Annotated in this window: 17 protein-coding genes and 1 other RNA gene; 11 read left to right on the forward strand and 7 right to left on the reverse strand. The window is 64.8% G+C overall.

Features of this window, described 5'->3' with window-relative positions:
- Positions 1-42: 42 nt before the first annotated feature.
- The 10 genes from GLR48_RS15165 (at position 43) to GLR48_RS15210 (ending at position 6,264) form a co-directional block, all read left to right on the forward strand.
- The gene (locus tag GLR48_RS15165; RefSeq protein WP_237062661.1) at positions 43-705 is read left to right on the forward strand and encodes a phosphatidylserine decarboxylase; all 663 of its coding nucleotides are present in this window, start codon (positions 43-45) and stop codon (positions 703-705) included.
- A gap of 4 nt (positions 706-709) precedes the next feature.
- Positions 710-1,435, forward strand: coding sequence for a CDP-diacylglycerol--serine O-phosphatidyltransferase (gene pssA / locus GLR48_RS15170; RefSeq protein WP_237062663.1), 726 nt, complete (start codon positions 710-712; stop codon positions 1,433-1,435).
- 20 nt (positions 1,436-1,455) lie between these two features.
- A complete protein-coding gene (locus GLR48_RS15175; RefSeq protein ID WP_237062665.1) occupies positions 1,456-2,076 on the forward strand; it encodes a class I SAM-dependent methyltransferase in 621 nt (206 codons plus the stop codon).
- Positions 2,077-2,428, forward strand: a transfer-messenger RNA (tmRNA) gene (gene ssrA / locus GLR48_RS15180). It abuts the gene before it with no gap.
- Between the two features lie 83 nt (positions 2,429-2,511).
- Positions 2,512-3,243: a phytochelatin synthase family protein gene (locus GLR48_RS15185; protein ID WP_237062667.1), complete on the forward strand. Its 732-nt coding sequence runs from the start codon at positions 2,512-2,514 to the stop codon at positions 3,241-3,243.
- Positions 3,240-3,893: a DUF1194 domain-containing protein gene (locus GLR48_RS15190; RefSeq protein WP_237062669.1), complete on the forward strand. Its 654-nt coding sequence runs from the start codon at positions 3,240-3,242 to the stop codon at positions 3,891-3,893. Before GLR48_RS15185 ends, GLR48_RS15190 begins: the two co-directional genes overlap by 4 nt.
- Positions 3,894-3,961: 68 nt before the next feature.
- A complete protein-coding gene (locus GLR48_RS15195; RefSeq protein ID WP_237062671.1) occupies positions 3,962-4,432 on the forward strand; it encodes an SspB family protein in 471 nt (156 codons plus the stop codon).
- A 34-nt stretch (positions 4,433-4,466) separates the two neighbouring features.
- A complete protein-coding gene (fumC, locus tag GLR48_RS15200; RefSeq protein WP_237062673.1) occupies positions 4,467-5,858 on the forward strand; it encodes a class II fumarate hydratase in 1,392 nt (463 codons plus the stop codon).
- The gene (locus GLR48_RS15205; RefSeq protein WP_237062675.1) at positions 5,855-6,037 is read left to right on the forward strand and encodes a DUF4169 family protein; all 183 of its coding nucleotides are present in this window, start codon (positions 5,855-5,857) and stop codon (positions 6,035-6,037) included. Before fumC ends, GLR48_RS15205 begins: the two co-directional genes overlap by 4 nt.
- On the forward strand, positions 6,034-6,264 hold the full coding sequence (locus GLR48_RS15210) for a ribbon-helix-helix domain-containing protein (RefSeq protein WP_237062676.1): 231 nt from the start codon (positions 6,034-6,036) through the stop codon (positions 6,262-6,264). Before GLR48_RS15205 ends, GLR48_RS15210 begins: the two co-directional genes overlap by 4 nt.
- A gap of 302 nt (positions 6,265-6,566) precedes the next feature.
- Here GLR48_RS15210 and GLR48_RS15215 read toward each other — a convergent pair whose 3' ends face one another.
- The 3 genes from GLR48_RS15215 to GLR48_RS15225 are packed head-to-tail and all read right to left on the reverse strand — an operon-like array spanning position 6,567 to position 9,955.
- Entirely contained in the window at positions 6,567-7,922 is a 1,356-nt protein-coding gene (locus tag GLR48_RS15215; RefSeq protein WP_237062678.1) for a cytochrome P450, read from the reverse strand.
- Entirely contained in the window at positions 7,919-9,160 is a 1,242-nt protein-coding gene (locus GLR48_RS15220) for a hypothetical protein (protein ID WP_237062680.1), read from the reverse strand. The genes GLR48_RS15215 and GLR48_RS15220 overlap by 4 nt, the downstream gene beginning before the upstream one ends.
- Before the next feature lie 39 nt (positions 9,161-9,199).
- Positions 9,200-9,955 (reverse strand): cytochrome c biogenesis CcdA family protein, encoded by a 756-nt coding sequence (locus GLR48_RS15225; protein ID WP_237062682.1) that lies wholly within the window; start codon positions 9,953-9,955, stop codon positions 9,200-9,202.
- Between the two features lie 112 nt (positions 9,956-10,067).
- On the opposite strand from GLR48_RS15225, the gene GLR48_RS15230 reads away from it, so the two are divergent.
- Positions 10,068-10,295 carry a sulfurtransferase TusA family protein gene (locus GLR48_RS15230; protein WP_237062684.1) on the forward strand — a complete coding sequence of 76 codons (228 nt, stop codon included), beginning with the start codon at positions 10,068-10,070 and terminating at the stop codon, positions 10,293-10,295.
- A 71-nt stretch (positions 10,296-10,366) separates the two neighbouring features.
- On the opposite strand, the gene GLR48_RS15235 is transcribed toward GLR48_RS15230, so the two are convergent.
- The 4 genes from GLR48_RS15235 to GLR48_RS15250 form a co-directional block, all read right to left on the reverse strand.
- Entirely contained in the window at positions 10,367-13,153 is a 2,787-nt protein-coding gene (locus tag GLR48_RS15235) for an Rne/Rng family ribonuclease (protein WP_442915843.1), read from the reverse strand.
- Between the two features lie 407 nt (positions 13,154-13,560).
- A complete protein-coding gene (locus GLR48_RS15240; RefSeq protein ID WP_237062687.1) occupies positions 13,561-14,214 on the reverse strand; it encodes a hypothetical protein in 654 nt (217 codons plus the stop codon).
- Between the two features lie 26 nt (positions 14,215-14,240).
- Positions 14,241-15,572, reverse strand: a complete 1,332-nt coding sequence (locus tag GLR48_RS15245) for a sigma-54-dependent transcriptional regulator (RefSeq protein ID WP_237062688.1) — start codon at positions 15,570-15,572, stop codon at positions 14,241-14,243.
- A 12-nt stretch (positions 15,573-15,584) separates the two neighbouring features.
- A complete protein-coding gene (locus tag GLR48_RS15250; RefSeq protein ID WP_237062689.1) occupies positions 15,585-17,345 on the reverse strand; it encodes a sensor histidine kinase in 1,761 nt (586 codons plus the stop codon).
- Between the last annotated feature and the right edge of the window lie 29 nt (positions 17,346-17,374).

Raw genomic sequence — 17,374 nt, forward strand, 5'->3', positions numbered from 1 at the left:
CCTATGACGGGTGCGACTGAACACGTCACGGGACCGACACGCATGAACATGGCCAGCACCTTCATCAAGCCGATGCACCCCGAAGGGCGCCGCTTCGTCGCGATCTTCGCGGCAATCGCGGTCGTGCTGTTCCTGATCTGGCAGCCGCTGGGCTGGCTGGGCGTGCTGCTGACGGTCTGGTGCTATTATTTCTTCCGCGACCCCGAACGTGTGACGCCGCAGCGGGCAGACCTCGTCATCAGCCCCGCCGACGGCATCGTCAGCCTGATCGAACCCGCCGTGCCACCGGCAGAGCTGGGGATGGCGGACACGCCCCTGACCCGCGTCAGCGTCTTCATGAACGTGTTCAACTGCCATGTGAACCGCGCCCCCGTGAGCGGCACGGTCAAGGCCATCGCCTATCGCCCCGGCAAGTTCTTCAACGCCTCCCTCGACAAGGCCAGCGTCGATAACGAGCGGAATTCCGTGGCGATCACCATGGCGGACGGGCGTGACATCGCCGTCGTGCAGATCGCGGGCCTTGTCGCGCGGCGCATCGTCTGTTTCGTCAAGCCCGACACGGCGCTCGTCCCCGGCGAACGCTTTGGTCTGATCCGCTTCGGCTCGCGCCTCGACGTCTATCTGCCAGAGGGGGTCGCGCCCTTGGTCAGCCTCGGCCAGACGATGGTCGCTGGCGAAACCGTCATCGCCGACCTGAAAGGTTAAGGCGGTGGCCCGCGCCCCCCGCCGCGATGTCGCCCTGCTGCAACTGCTGCCGAACGCGCTGACGATCACGGCCATCGGTGCGGGGCTGTCGGCGATCCGCGCCGCGGTCGAGCATGACTTCAAGACCGCCGCCCTGCTGATCCTCTTTGCGGCCCTGCTGGACGGGATCGACGGGCGCGTGGCGCGGATGTTGGGCAGCCATTCCAAGGTGGGTGCCGAACTCGACTCACTCGCGGATTTCGTCAACTTCGGCGTGGCCGCCCCCCTGATGCTGTATTTCTGGGCCTTGCAGGACTACCGCAAGATCGGCTGGATCGCGGTGCTGATCTTTGCCGTCTGCTGCGTGCTGCGCCTCGCCCGTTTCAACGTCGATGCGAAATCGGAAACACCGGGACCCAAGGCCGACCACTTCGTCGGCGTGCCCTCGCCCGCCGGTGCCATGCTGGTGCTGCTGCCGATGTTCACCTCCTTCGCCTTTGCCAATGCGGCGGTCCTGCCGGACCCGGTCCTGTGCCTTTACATGGCCGCGATTGGCCTGCTGATGATCAGCGGGATCAAGACCGCATCCTTCAAATCCGCGCGCATCGCACCGGGCAACGTGCGCTACGCCCTGCTGGGCGTCGTCGTGCTGATTGCCGCGGTACTGACGTATCCGTGGATCACTTTGGTCGCCCTGTGCGTTGCTTATATCGTTGCGGTTGTATGGGGTGCCATTCGCCGCAAGACCTGACCCCGAAAAGGACCGGACCCTTGGACATCACCGCCGTCGAGAAAAGCTATGCCCGCTGGGCGCCGGTTTATGATCACACCTTCGGGCGGATCACCGCGATGGCGCGGCGGCGCACGGTCAATCACATCCTGCAGCACGGCGGCAACGTGCTGGAGGTCGGCGTGGGCACCGGCCTTGCCCTGCCGCTGTATGACGACCGGGTGGCCGTCACCGGCATCGACTACAGCGCGGACATGCTGGGCAAGGCGCGCAAGCGCGTGCGGCAGGACGGTCTGACCCATGTGCGCGAGTTGCGCCAGATGGATGCACGCGACCTCGACTTTCCCGACAACCACTTCGACACCGTCGCCGCCATGCACGTCCTGTCCGTCGTGCCGGAACCAGAGCGTGTGATGCAAGAGATCGCCCGCGTCTGCAAACCCGGCGGGCAGGTCGTCATCGCCAACCATTTCCAGCGAGAGACCGGCGTCATGGCAAGGATCGAGCGGTTGTTCGCACCGCTGGAAAACCAGCTGGGCTGGCATTCGGATTTTCCCCTGTCCACCGTGCTGTCGGACCCGCGCCTGAGCGTCGTCGTGCAGAAAAGCCTGCCGCCCCTTGGCCTGATGACCTTCCTCGTGCTGCAAAAGGCCCACGACTGACCCCTTGCCACCGACCGCCCATGCGCCTATCTATAAGGTGTCCTTCGGGACTATGGACATAAACGCGCTCGTAATAAGCGGATCGGACCCGGGGGCGGTACCCGGCGTCTCCACCAACACCCTGGTCATTTGCCAGCGATGGGGACGAAACAGGATCGACGAACGTCTAAAGGGGTAATGCTTTGTCTCGGTGAGTTACCACCGTTATCGGTACAAAAAAGCTAGTTGCAAATGACAACAAAGCACCGATGGCCCTCGCAGCGTAAGCTGTGCGGAATATCGAAACCTTAAGCCCTTAGGTTTTGCGACTTAAGGCGGGGTCCGCAGGTACCTGGCAACAGAAACCTGCACCTTTCCCCCCTTTGATGATGCCCCTTTTCCGCAGGACCGTGGCCGTCTAGCCTGACGCCAAGCCCCGTGCAAAAGGACTCCATCATGCGCCTCCTCCTGCCCCTTCTCCTTGCCGCCAGCCCGCTCGCGGCACAGGACGCGCAGCCAAAGTTGGGGCCGAACGCCGTGCCGATCACCGCCGACAACGCCTGGCTGCGCGATACCCCCGCGCCGGATTACTGGGCCTTCGCGCCCTTCGTGAAACCGCAGTTCACCACCTCCGCCTGCTCCATCGCCACGGTCACGGCGGCGCTGAACGGCCTGACCGGCCTTTTGCCCCATGCCGAGGATCAGGTGATGACCCAGCAAGCCCTGCTGGCGCAGACCGGCGATCCCACTTGGGCCGCGCTGTCGGCAGAGGGGGGCGATGGCGTCACCTTCCAGCAACTGGCCGATTTCACCGCCCTTGCGCTGGCCGCCGACGGTCTGGCCGACCGCATCGTGACCGTGCTGCAGCCGACCGATGACGCCGCCATCGAAGACGTCCGTGCCATGCTGGCGGAAAACGAGGCCACCGCCGACAATGCGATCCTGCTCTATTTCAATCAGGGCGTCGTGACCGGCGACTGGGACGGACCGCATATCTCGCTGATCGGTGCCTATGACGCGGAGGCGGACCGCGTGCTGATCCTCGAGGTCGATCAGGAGTGGTATATCCCCTACTGGACGCCCGTCCCGGTGCTGATGGAGGCGATGACGAAACCCACGAGCGCCGAACACGGGCCCTTGGAGGGCGAGACCGGCGGCCTCGTGATGATCGGCGCCCCCGTCGGATGAAGGCGCGCGTCTTCGGTCTGCTGGCCTGTCTGGGCGCGCCGGGGGCGGCCGTGGCCTGCGACACCGCCTTGATGCTGACCATCGACGTGTCGAACTCCGTCGACGTCGCCGAATATCGGCTGCAGGCCGAGGGGCTTGCCGACGCCCTGACCGATCCCGATATCACCGACGCGCTGGTGCGCGGGCAATCGGCGCTGTCCGTGGTGCAATGGTCCGGCGTGGACCGCCAAAGCGTCACGGTTCCCTGGACCCGCATCCGCACGGCGCTGGACGTGGCGCGCCTGTCGGATGCGGCCCGGCTGATGCCGCGTGCCTATACCCTCTCCGGCACCGCCCCGGCCGAAGCGATCCTGTTTTCGTTGTCGAACTTTGCCCCCGTGATGGACTGCACCCGGCGCATCATCGACATCTCCGGCGACGGCACGCCCAACACCGGCGGCGACGTGGCCGCCGCCCGCCGTCAGGCAGAGCGTGACGGGATCACGATCAACGCCATCGCCATCGAATCGCTGGGTCAGGCGATCACCAATTTCTATGCCCGCCAAGTCGTCACCCGCGACGGTTTCGTCATGACCGCCCGCATGCACCGCGACTATCCCCGCGCGATCCGGGCCAAGATCCTGCGCGAACTCACACGGGTCATCAGCTGACCGGATGCCCTTTCATCCCGCCGCAATTTGGCTATGCTAAGACCCAGACACTCGAGGGAAGATCAGACATGTCGCGCACCATCGACTATGGAAACCTGATGCACCGCGCCATGCGGAGCCTGATCCAGAACGTCCTGACCGACATTCAAAAGGCCGGGCAACTGCCCGGGGCACATCACTTTTTCATCACCTTCGACACCCAGCACCCGGACGTCGAAATCGCCGACTGGCTGTCCGACCGCTATCCGGGAGAGATGACGATCGTCATCCAGCACTGGTTCGATAACCTTGAAGTGACCGACGAGGGATTCTCGATCACGCTGAACTTCGGCAACGCGCCAGAGCCGCTTTACATCCCCTACGACGCCATCAAGACCTTCGTCGATCCAAGCGTGGAATTCGGCCTGCGGTTCGAAACCCAGCCCGGCGAGGACGACGACGAGGACATCGAGGCACCGATGGACGAAATGGTCGAGGACGACGACGACGCGCCCCGCAAGGACGCCGAGGTCGTCAGCCTCGATAAATTCCGCAAATAAGCGGACCACTGGAATAACAAGCCGGGACAATTCAATGACCGACCAACGCAGCGAAACCGACAGCTTCGGCCCTATCGACGTGCCCGCAGACCGCTATTGGGGCGCGCAAACCCAGCGCAGTCTGGAAAACTTTCCCATCGGCTGGGAAAAGCAGCCCGTGGCCATCGTGCGCGGTCTTGGCGTCATCAAGCAGGCCTGTGCCACCGCCAACATGGCGCGCGGCAAGCTGGACGCAAAGGTCGGTGACGCCATCGTCGCCGCAGCGAAAGAGGTGGTCGCAGGCAAGCTGGACGATCATTTCCCGCTGGTGGTCTGGCAGACCGGCTCCGGCACCCAGTCGAACATGAACGCGAACGAGGTGATCAGCAATCGCGCAATAGAGATGCTGGGCGGCACCATCGGGTCCAAGGATCCGGTCCACCCGAACGATCATTGCAACATGGGCCAGTCGTCCAACGACACCTTCCCGACTGCGATGCACATCGCCGTCGCGCGCACCGCCCACGACGTGACCCTGCCAGGGCTGGAGCATCTGCACAAAGCCCTGCAGGCCAAGGTCGATGAATTCGACGACATCATCAAGATCGGCCGCACCCACACGATGGACGCGACGCCGCTGACCCTGGGGCAGGAATTTTCCGGCTACACCCAGCAGGTCGCCATGGGCATCCGTCGGATCAAAGCCGCCCTGCCCGCGATCTATGAACTCGCCCAAGGCGGCACCGCCGTCGGCACCGGGCTGAACACGCCCAAAGGCTGGGGCGAGACCGTGGCCAAGGAGATCGCCGAGATCACCGGCCTGCCCTTCGTCACGGCGCCGAACAAATTTGAAGCCCTCGCGGCCCACGACGGCCTCGTGGAAATCTCGGGCGCGATCAAGACCGCCGCCGTGTCGATCTACAAGATCGCCTGCGACATCCGCATGTTGGGCAGCGGTCCGCGCTGCGGGTTGGGCGAATTGATCCTGCCGGAAAACGAACCCGGCTCCTCGATCATGCCGGGCAAGGTGAACCCGACGCAGGTCGAGGCGATCACGCAGGTCTGCGCCCATATCATGGGCAACGACGCCGCCGTCGGTTTTGCTGGCTCTCAGGGGCATTTCGAACTGAACGTGATGAAACCAATGATGGCCTACAACGTGTTGCAATCGCTGCAACTTTTGGGCGACGCGGCGATGGCCTTCACCGACAACTGCGTCGTCGGCATCAAGGCCGACCGCACGCGGATTGAAAAGCTGATGCGCGAATCGCTGATGCTGGTGACGGCGCTGGCGCCGACCATCGGCTATGACAACGCCACCACCGTCGCCAAGACCGCCCACAAGAACGGTACCACGCTGAAGGAAGAGGCCATCGCGCTTGGCTTCGTCGATGCCGAAACCTTCGACCGCGTGGTCCGCCCCGAAGACATGATCGGTCCGAAATGACCGACAACACGCCGATCAACCTCAACCGCGCGCGCAAGGCCCGCGACCGCGCCGCCGACAAGGCCGAGGCGGACGTGAACGCAGTCAAGTTCGGCCGCACCAAGGCCGAACGCCTGCTGGACGCCGCCCGCGCCGACAAGGCGCGGTCTGCACTCGATCAGGCAAAGTTCGAGGAATGACACCGTCGGTTTCCGCGCGCCCGGTCAAGCATTCGCTGACCCTGCGCGGGCACCGCACCTCTGTCTCGCTCGAAGATGCCTTCTGGCAGGCCTTCCGCGATCTGGCCGCCCGTCAGGACATGACGATCAACGCCCTCGCCAGCCAGATCGACGCGGATCGCGGCGATGTGGGCCTTGCCTCTGCCATCCGGGTGCATGTGCTGCGCGACTTGCAGGGGATGCCTTAGCGCCCCGGACAGCGCAGGTGATTTCGGGTCACGCCAAGGCGCCCACCTTTGCTTGTGACGTCAAACGGTTGCCGGGCGACATTCATGCTACTGACCGGCCAATACTTTAGATCGCGTTCATAAGGATCGTGCCGCTCGGGATTGAGCGTCGCCCAAAGCCAAGTCGCACCTTTGCCAAGGAGGAGAGCGAGTCTGCTGTGTCTGGACATGATGACGCTGCCGATCTGGGGGACGTGACCTCACATCACCACCGACCGAAAAAGATCGGGTAAACAACGGCGCGATGTCCCGCGCCCTTCTTGTCAGCCGCTGCGCGGCGTCATGCGCAACCACATCCCGTTAGCCGTCCGCACGGTCAGATGCGCAACGGGGACCGGCGGGCGGTCGGCTACCAGCTCGAAACGGTAAGCTGCCAGCACCTGCGCCAGCAGCACGACCCCTTCGATCATCGCAAAACCGGCGCCGGTGCAAACGCGCGGTCCGGCCGAAAACGGCATATAAGCCGTGCGTTGCCCGGTCTTGCCGTTCTCGGTCTGCCAGCGGTCGGGATCGAACGCGTCCGGGTTGTCCCAGATCCGCGTATGCCGGTGCAGGTGCCAGGGCGACAGCACCACCTGCGCGCCGGCCCCCACAGGCCGCTTGCGAAAGACCTCTTGCCGCGTGGTTTCCCGCACCATCATCGGAACGGGCGGATAAAGCCGCAGGCTTTCGCGGAAGACGTCCCGCGTCGTGCGCAGGCCCGACAACCCGGCAAAGCTGCCGTCCCACGCGACAGCCTCGGCCGTCACGCGGTCCTGCCAGTCAGGATGCAGCGCCAGCAGATACAGCGTCCAGGCCAGTGCGGCCGCACTCGTCTCGTGCCCCGCCAGAAAGAAGATCGCGACCTGATCGACCATCTCCGGCACATCGAACGTCTGCCCGGTCACAGGATCCGCCGTCGTCATGATCTTGGTCGCCAGATCGTCTGGGGCGGTTCCCGCCTCGATCTGCGCCAGCCGCGCGGCGGTCATGTCGGTGATCAGACGCCGGATCAGCCGCGCCGTCGCCCGCGTCTCGCGCCTAAAAAAGCGTGGCATCCAGCGCGGGCCGGGGATGAAAGCCGCAAGGTTCAGGATCGGCTGGGTCCGCTGGTAGGTCTTGAAGGCGGCAAAGACCTCTGACGCAACCCGGTCTTCGATCGGGACGGAAAACAGCGTGCGAAAAATCACGTCGGCGGCGGCGTGGCTCGTCTCGGGCTCGATATCGCGCGGCGTGCCATCGGCCAGCGGCGCCATGCGGGCGACAGCGGCCTGCCCGGCGGCCAGGATCGCGGGGAAGGTATCGCGCAACCGCCCGCCGGCAAAGGCCGGGTCGATGATCCGACGCTGTTGCTTCCACAGATCGCCATTGGTCAGGAACACCGATTGCCCCAGCAAGGGCCGCAGCCCCGCGCCCACCCGGTCGGATTTCGGGAAATCATCGGGTCGGTCGTTCAGCACCAGCTTCACCACCTCCGGGTCGTTGACCATGTAGCTGCGAAAGAACGGCGTGCGAAACTCCGCCATCCACGCGCCGTAGAGCTTGGCCGGCTGTGCCGAGAGGATGTCCTGACGAAAGAGCCTCAGGTACCGCCAGAGCGAGACCTTGTCGGGCCGCGCCGGCGGTTTGGCCGGGATCACGGCGCCATATCCGTGTATTTTGATGCCGGCACGTCGATCCGAGAGGCGGATGGCGCCCGTCCGCGATACCGGTCACCCAGCGTCAGCGGACCCGCGGTGATGCGGAAATAGTCATAATCGCCGGGCCGGTCAAAGGCGCAAAGATATTGAAAATGCAGGCGAAAGAACTTCCACCGCAGCTCTTTCCACCGCGCGGGCGACAGGGTCTGCGTAAAGGCGGCCGAGATCACCAGCGGCCAGCGCTTGCCAGCGCTTTCCACCCCCGACACGCTGACCGGATCGCACAGCGCAAAAGCGCAGCCATCGCCGGGTGCGGTGACGTCCACCCAGGGCATTGCCTGTTGCGACAGAAAATGAAGATCGCGCCGCAACTGCTTGGCACCCTTTAGGAATGACACCATCGGCACGACCTGTCCCAAGGACAGGAAGGACAGCGCTGGCCCGTGCGGCGGCACGCGCCCCGCGCGGTGCAGATCTGACAGGATCGACACGCCCAAGTGCGCGCCGGACGAATGGCCGACCACCAGCACCTCGTCCAGATCCTCGCCCAAGGCCTCTGCGATGCAGTCGGCGAAGGTGGCCATGCGCTCTTCCAGTTCGGGGGGATTGGCCCCGTTCAGCCGCGCGGAATAGGCGTAGTCGTGCATCAGGTAGTAGGCAAAGAACTTGCCGTCCTTTTTCTCGAACCAGCGCAGCACGACGATAGCGACCGCGACCCAGACGATCCACGACAGGACGGTCAAAACCTGTCCCAGCATCCCGCCAAAGGGCAGCAGGGCCACGATGGCCGCCGCCAGCCGCCCCAGCAGGATGGCGACAAGAAGCTGCACCAGCAGCATCCCCACAGGATAGAGTGCTGCGATCACAGGTCCCTTGCGCAGCCACATCAGCCGCCGCAGCGTGCCGCTGGCGATATAGGTCCAGGCGGTGCGGACCAGCTGGGCATAAGTGGCAGGGATGGAATTCGACATGCTGTCCCGCACGATATCGGACCAGACCAGCACGTCGACCTCTGCCGCGACGCAATTGCCGTCCATCACCGCATCGACGCGCCAGCCATAGGTCTTGCCGCGCGGCTTGGGGCGCAACGTCAGGTCATAGCCGCTGATCGCCGCCTGTGTCGCGCCCTCGGTGCGATAAAGCTCGCGGTAGCGGCGCGGATGAATGGGGTCATAGCCGGGGATGTAGAACACCCGCCGTCTGGCCACCTGCCCGTCCTGTGCCTGCACATCGCTCATGCCCGGACCCTAGTGCGTAAACCGGGCGAAATTAAGCCACTAACCGATCGCGCCCAAGGCCGGAAACCGTTCCAGCAGCCAGAAGCTGAAGGCGCTGAACTGCCCCGTCAGCATCATCAGCCCCACCGTCCACAGCAGCAGGCCAGAGGTCCGCTCGATCCGCTCCATATGGCGCTTCATCCAGGCCATCGGGCCTTTCAAGCGGGGGAAAAAGGCCGCGACCGCGAGGAACGGCAGGCCCAGCCCCAGCGCATAGACCGCCAGCAGAACCGTGCCGCGCGCGACGTCGCCCTCTGATGCGGCCAGACCCAGAATCGTCCCCAGGATCGGGCCAAGACAGGGAGTCCACCCAAACGCAAAGGCGAGGCCGAGGATATAGGCACCAAAAGCGCTGCCGCCGTTGTCGCCGGTGGCGACGCGGGCCTCTCGGTCCAGAAACCGCAGGCGGAAGATCCCGATGAAATGCGCGCCAAAGATCATCACGACGATGCCCGCGATGGGCACGAACCATCCCTGCCATTGCAGAAGCGCCCGCCCCAGCGTCGAAAATGCCATGCCCAGCAGCAAAAACACCGTCGACAGGCCCAGCACGAACATCAGTGCGGCCAGCATCACACGGCGGCGTGCCGTCGCGGTCTGGTCCAGTTCCGTCACCGACACGCCGCCCATATAGGCAAGGTAGGGCGGCACGATGGGCAGCACGCAGGGCGACAGGAACGACAGCAAGCCCGCCAACAGCGCGATGGCCATTGCGGGCAGCAGGCTGGCGTCCAGCAGCGACAGATTTTCGAACATGAAGACTCCTGCGATTGTCTGCACAGGCTTAGGCCATCGCGCCGCCCGCGTCACGCCGCGATCCGTCACGAGGGCGTTTACAAACTGTCACAGGCGCCCTAGCTCTGACGGCATGAACCATGATGCCGAACTTGATGCCGTCGGGCTGCTGTGCCCCCTGCCCGTATTGAAAGCCCGCAAACGCTTGCAGGCGCTGACCAGCGGTCAGGTGCTGCGCATGCGCGCCGACGACCCCGCCGCCGTCATCGACGTGCCCCACTTCTGCGCCGAGGCCGGTCATGCGCTGGCCGCCAGCGAAGACGACGGCCCAGTCCAGATCTACTACATCCGCAAGGGCTGACCCGACCGAAGCGCGGACATTAAAAAAGGCGGACCGTGAGGCCCGCCTTTTTCATGTGCGTCGCGCGGGGCTTAGCGGCCCAAAGACCACCAGCCGCGCTTCTTGGGCTTCTCGTCGACGTCGGCCTCAGCCTCGGCCTCGGGTTCTTCCGCTGCGGCAGGCGCTGCGGTCTGCACGGATTTCACCTCCGGCGCGGCCTCTTGGGCCATGGTCTCCGGCGCTGCGGCGGGTGCCTGCTCCGGTGCGGTCTCCGCAGGCGGAACCTCCACGGCCACCGGGGCCGTCTCGGTCGTTGCATCCGCCGCTGGCGTCTCTGCCACGGCGACGGCGGCTTCGGCTTCCGTCACCACTTCGGGCGTTGCGGCCTCGACCGGCTTCTTGGCGCGGCTGCGACGCTTGGGCTTGGGCGCCTCTTCGGTCGGGGCCTCAGTGGCCTCGCCTTCGGCAGCGGCAGCGGGCTTGCGCCGCGTCCGGGTCCGCTTTTTCGGCGCTTCGTCTGCTGCGGGCGCGTCTGCGGCGGCAGGCGCCGCCTCGGCCGGTGCATCGGTCGCCGTCTCGGCGGCCACCGCGTCGGTCGCGGCTTCTGCCGTCACCTCTGCCTTGGGCTTGCGGCTGCGCGAGCGGGTACGCTTGGGCTTCTCCTCGGCTGTAGCCTCGACCCCCTCAGGCGTCGTGGCCGCGCCGTCATCGGACTCGTCGCTGTCGTCGTCATCGCCCTGGGTCTGATCGTTCGCCTGATCGCCACCGGCGCCACCCCGCCGCCGCCGCCGCCGGCGCCGCTTTTTCCGGGGCTGGTCGTCGGCCTCGGCATCGGGTGCCGTGCGCGCCTGCGGGGCCTTGTCCTCGGTCGACGCGTCGGCCTCGACCGCCACGGGTGAGGCCACCTCTTCCGCCTCGACCTCGTCGAAGACATGTTCGTCAGCCTGATCGCGCGCGTCCATCGCGGGCGGCACGAAGGGCTGCGCATCCGGCACGACCCGCGTCGCGGTCTTGAACTTGTCGATGGCAAAATCCGGCGAGACCAGCGTCACGTCGCATTCGACACGCACGGACATGCCGTAGCGCGATTCGATGCTGGCGATATGATCCCGCTTGCCGTTCATCAGCACATTGGCGATGGACACAGGCGCGCGCACCAGCACTTCCTTGGACCGGGCACGGGTGCCCTCTTCCTCGATCTGGCGCAGGATGTTGAGCACCACGTTGTCGTCGGACCGCAACAGGCCGGTGCCATGGCAATGCGGGCACGGCTGCGTTGTCGCCTCCAGCATGCCGGGGCGCAGACGCTGGCGCGACATTTCCATCAGGCCAAAGCCGGAGATCCGGCCCACCTGAATGCGCGCGCGGTCGGTCTTCAGCGCATCCTTGAACCGCTTTTCCACCGCCACGTTGTTGCGGCGTTCGTCCATGTCGATGAAGTCGATCACGATCAGACCGGCCAGGTCGCGCAGACGCATCTGGCGCGCCACCTCGTCGGCGGCCTCCAGGTTGGTCTTCAGCGCGGTCTGCTCGATCGACCCTTCCTTGGTCGCCCGGCCAGAGTTCACGTCGACCGCCACCAGCGCCTCGGTCACGCCGATCACGATGTAACCGCCAGAGGGCAGTTGCACGGTCGGGTTGAACATGCCCGCAAGGTAGCCTTCGACCTGATAGCGCGCATACAGCGGCATCTGCTCGGCGTATTGCTTCACGTTCTTGGCGTGGGACGGCATGATCATCCGCATGAAGTCCTTGGCGGTGCGGAACCCTTCGGCCCCGGCCACGATGACCTCGTCGATGTCCTTTGAATAAAGGTCGCGGATCGTCCGCTTGATCAGATCGCCCTCTTCATAGATCTTCGCGGGAGCGATGGATTTCAGCGTCAGTTCGCGGATCGTTTCCCACATCCGCTGCAGATATTCGTAGTCGCGCTTGATCTCGGTCCGGGTGCGCTGGCTGCCTGCGGTGCGGATGATCAGGCCGGCGCCTTCGGGCACCAGCATGTCGCCTGCGATATCCTTCAGCTTCTTGCGGTCGGCGGCGTTGGTGATCTTGCGTGAAATGCCGCCGCCCCGGGCGGTGTTCGGCATCAGGACGCAGTAACGACCGGCAAGCGACAGGTAAGTGGTTAGCGCCGCACCCTTGTTGCCGCGCTCTTCCTTAACGACCTGCACCAGCATGATCTGGCGGACCTTCACGACCTCCTGGATTTTGTAGCGCTTGGGCCGCGGCTTGCGCGCCGGGCGCACGTCGTCGCTGTCATCCTCGGCCACGACGTCGATGCTGTCGTCCTTGTCGGCGGCCGTCGGCTGATCGTCATGATCATCCTCGTCGTCGTGGCTCGGGGTATCGACCGGAGTCTCTCCGACCAGTTCCATCGGGCTGGAGCCTTCGTCAGGATCGTCGAGGTCGATGGTTTCCATCCCGGCGACGTCACGCTTGGCCGTCGCATCATCGCCCGACGCATCCGCTGCGCGCGATCCCCGACGGCGCGTGCGGCGCACGCGGGGCTTCGATCCGGTGTCGTCGCCAGCGGCTTCGGCCTCGTCCGCCTCATCCTCGGCATCGTCGTCAGCGCGCTGGCTGGCGGCATAGGCCTTTTCTTCGGCGATCAGCGCCTGCCGGTCGGCAATCGGGATCTGGTAATAGTCGGGGTGAATCTCGGAAAACGCGAGGAATCCGTGGCGGTTGCCGCCGTAATCCACAAAGGCCGCCTGCAACGAGGGTTCGACCCGCGTGACCTTGGCCAGGTAGATATTGCCAGCAAGCTGTCGCTTGAACTGGCTTTCGAAATCAAATTCCTCGACCTTGTTTCCGTCTACCACAACGACGCGGGTTTCTTCCGCGTGGGTGGCGTCGATCAGCATTTTCTTCATGATATCCAATCACATGACGCACGCCATCGGCCCCGGGGGGCGCGATCGTGCGGCTGTCATGTCTGATGTAGGCGATGGGTGCGCGGGCCACGACGACACCCCTTGGGGTGCGGATCGTGTGGCCATCTGTCTGCGCGCCTCGCATCGCGGTCCTTATCTGGCCCGTGCGAACAGGGGCCGGTTCAATGCCCGGTCACAGTTGTTCACATGCAAACCAAGGGCGTACTTGCGATCGTTTCCGATCCAATCAGCTGAGCGGAACCGCAGACATTGCCCGCGTAGACCGCACCAGAGAATCTCACCGGGGATTTGCGCATACCGTCATGGCAACCGCCCGTACCACCTTCATAGGGGAGATGACTGTCATAAGACAATCACAAAGTGCGTTTTGCCGCGGCCTGGGCCGCAGGCTAGCGCCCGATGCTGAAACCACCGGCATAAAAGCGGCTGCCGCCCTGCCCGGTCACGGTCGCCACCGCGTCATTGTTTCCCAACACGCCCGCAAACCGCCCCGGCGTGCCGTTGTAGGCGGCGTCGCCGGCGAACCCGTTGGCAAAGCCCCGGTCGCCCTGCGCGGTCAATGTCAGCGCACCGTCGCCGGATTGGCCGGTCAGACGGCCGGTGGAAAAGTCGATCTCTGCCGACATTGTCCCGGTGGGGCGCGTCACGGTCCATGTCGCAGGGTCCGTGGCCGTCGTCGCGTTGTCGACCACGACCATGTTGTAGGTGCCGGTCATAAGGGCCGAGCCTGTCATCGGCGTGATCCCGACATCAGTGCCCGGCAGCAGGCCCGCGATCGCCAGATTGGCCGGCCCGCTGCCACTGCCGAAGTCAGAACCATCCACCTCCGCATAGGCAAAGGCATAGCCGTTGCCGGTGGCATCCCTGACGACCGTGCGGTCCGCGTTGGCGATCCCCGCAAAACTGCCCGACGTTGTCGGCGCCGCGACGGCGGCCCCGAACCGGTTGCCGGTCGGCGCATCGCTGCCGAAATCATCCGCAAAGGTGCCCACGCAGCCGCCAAGCGTTGCCGCTGCGATCATCAGTGTCAGTCTGCGCAGCATCGCCACGGCTCTCCTGTGAAATTGGGTCAGAGGTAATCCGACCGGCTGAGGTTATACTTCGCCATCTTCTCGTTCAGGGTCCGGCGCGGCAGGCACAGCTCCTCCATGACAGAGGTGATGCTGCCCTTGTGACGGCGCATGGTGTTGTCGATCAGCATCCGCTCGAAGGCTTCGACGAACTCTTTCAATGGCTTGCCTTCCGTCGTCATCGCGGGACGGCTGTCGTCGTTGTCGGCCATCAGCAGGGACGCAATGGACCCGGTGCCGCGCCGGTTCTGCAACACGGCGCGTTCGGCCACATTGATCAACTGGCGCACGTTGCCCGGCCAGGGTGCCTGCAGCAGCTGTGCGGCCTCCTGCGCGCTGACCTCGGGGGCGTCACAGCCGTATTCGTCGGAAAACTGGTCCGACAGGCGGGTGAACAGGGTCAGGATATCCTCGCCCCGTTGACGCAATGGGGGAACAACGATCCGCAAGGCACTGATACGGTAATACAAATCCGGACGCAGCACACTTTCGCAGGTCTTGTCCTGTTCCTGCAGGTTGCAGATCGCGACGATGCGGGTTTCGGCCGGGTTGCCCTGATCGTTGATCGCGGTCAGCAGACGCGCCTGCAGGGTCTGGGACAGGCTCTCGATATCCTCCAGCACCAGCGTGCCGCCGCGCGCCTCTTCCATCGCGGGGATCGGCTCCTCCTCGCCCGCCGGGCCGAACAGGCGGCGGGTCAGCGTCGCCTCGTCAAAGGCCGCACAGGCGACCAGCACGAACTTCTTCGTGGCCCGCGCACCCACCGCATGCAGGGCATGGGCCACCAGCGTCTTGCCGGTGCCGGTCTCGCCTTCGATCAGCACATGGCCGTCGGCCTGCCCCAGATCGAGGATGTCTTCCTTCAACCGCTCCATCGGGGCGGACTGACCCATCAGCTTCTTGATCAGCGCCGATCCGTCGGACAATTCCTTGCGCAGCGCGCGGTTGTCCAGCGTCAGGCGACGGGCGGTGCAGGCGCGTTTCGCCAGTTCCGTCATCCGGTCCGGGTTGAACGGCTTTTCAAGGAAATCGAAGGCCCCGACGCGCATCGCCTCGACCGCCATCGGCACATCGCCGTGGCCGGTGATCATAATGACCGGCAGCGCCGAATCGACGCCGCGCAGCTTTTTCAGGAACTGCATGCCGTCCATCCCGGGCATCTTGACGTCGCTGACGACGATGCCAGGGAAATCGGCACCGACGCTGCGCAGCGCCTCTTCGGCGCTGGCGTAGGCTTCCGTCTCGAAGCCCGACAGGGCCAGCCACTGGCTGATCGACTGGCGCATATCCTTCTCGTCGTCGACGATCGCGATCTTCATGGCTTTGCTCATGGACATCTATCCTTATTCCGCCGCTTGCGCGACTGTCTTGAAAAGCGGCAACTGCACTTCGAACACAGCGCCGCCGTCAGCCCCGTTGCGCGCCGTCAGGCGCCCGCCAAGGTCGTTTACGATACCGGAGGAGATCGCAAGGCCCAGCCCCACGCCATCACCGGGTTGTTTGGTCGTGTAAAACGGCTCGAACAGCTGTTCGAGGTCGTCGATCCCCTCGCCGTTGTCGCGCACGGTCAGGGTCACGGTTTCACCCACGGCGAGGATCACGTCGATCCGCGGATCGTTCGCGGATTTCGTCGCGTCGATCGCGTTGCGTAGCAGGTTGATGATGACCTGTTCCAGCCGCAGACGGTCGCCATAGATCAGCGCAGGTTCACCCGGCAGGGTGCGGCTGATCTCGACACGGCGGGTCTTCAGCTGCGGTTCCATCATCGACAGGGCCGACGATACGGCGGCACGGGTATCCACCGGCTCGAACGCCTCGGTTCCCTTGCGGGCATAGGATTTCAGCTGCCGCGTGATCGCGCCCATCCGGTCGATCAGGTCGTCGATGCGCTGGAAGGACGACAGCGTCTCCTCGGGTCGCTTGCGTTGCAGCAACAGCCGCGCGCCCGCCAGATAGGTCTTCATCGCGGCCAGCGGCTGGTTCAGCTCGTGGCTGACCGCCGCCGACATCTCGCCCAGTGCCGCAAGCTTGGAGGTCTGCGCCACGGTCTGCTCGGCCACCTCCAGATTGCGCTCCATCTGCTTGCGGGCCGCGATCTCGCGCTGCAAGGCGACGTTCAGGCTGCGCAACTCTGCCGATTCGCGGGCAAAGATTGCAAGGCGCGAGGTCGCCTTGCGGCTGGACACCCAGAACAACAGCGCCAGCAGGATGGCAAAGCCCATCACCTCCAGCGCCAGCACGCCATTGACCCGCTCGCGGACGGACGAATAGGCGGTATAGCTGACCATGCGCCAGCCCTGGAACGGTACGCGGGCCTCGCGGCGCAGCACCGCCTCGCCACGCAGATAGGCGTCGATCGGCAGGGCGGCCCAGTCCTGCGTCGCACGCAGGGCCATCTCGATGGCACTGGGGGGCGTCTGGCGGCGCAGCGCCTCGGCCTCGTCCAACCCGCGCCAGCGCGGTTCCGTCGACAGGATGATCTGGCCTTGCGAATTGGTGACATAGACCGCGTCCGACACCCCCGCCCAGCCGCGTTCCAGCTTGGCAAGGTCCACCGCGACCGAGATCACGCCCATCGTCGTGCCGTTCTGATCCACCCGCCGCGAATAGACGAAGCCGAAACCGCCCTGCGGCGTCTCGCTCAGGGTAAAGACCGTGGTATTGCTGCGCATCGCGTTGACAAATGACGCATCCGTGCGGTGCTGTTCGCCCAACCGGTTGCGGTCCGTCGCAGCCACGGCGCGCCCGTCGCGGTCCAGCAGCATCAGGGACGCGGCGCCGATTTCATCCACGAAGGACAGCAGCCGCTGGGTCGACAGGGTATAATTGCCCTCTGACAGGGCGTTGATCAGTTCGGGGTCGCGGGCCAGCAGTTGCGGCACGATGGAATTGCGCTGCAATTCGCTCATCAGGTTGGCCACGTAAAGCGTCAGGCGCACCTCTGCCCGATTCCGCGTGGTTTCCGTGAACCGTTCGGTCAGCAGCAGATTGGTGGTGTAGATCGTGCCGATTCCCAGCAGACAGATCAGCAGAACGCCCAAGCGCAGCAGCCAGCGGCCCTGCCCTCCTGTGGTGCGGTCAGTCGTGGTGGCCGTTCTGTTCATCACCCATAAATAGGTGACACGTTGCCCAC

Source organism: Loktanella sp. M215 (assembly GCF_021735925.1).
GTDB lineage: Bacteria > Pseudomonadota > Alphaproteobacteria > Rhodobacterales > Rhodobacteraceae > Loktanella.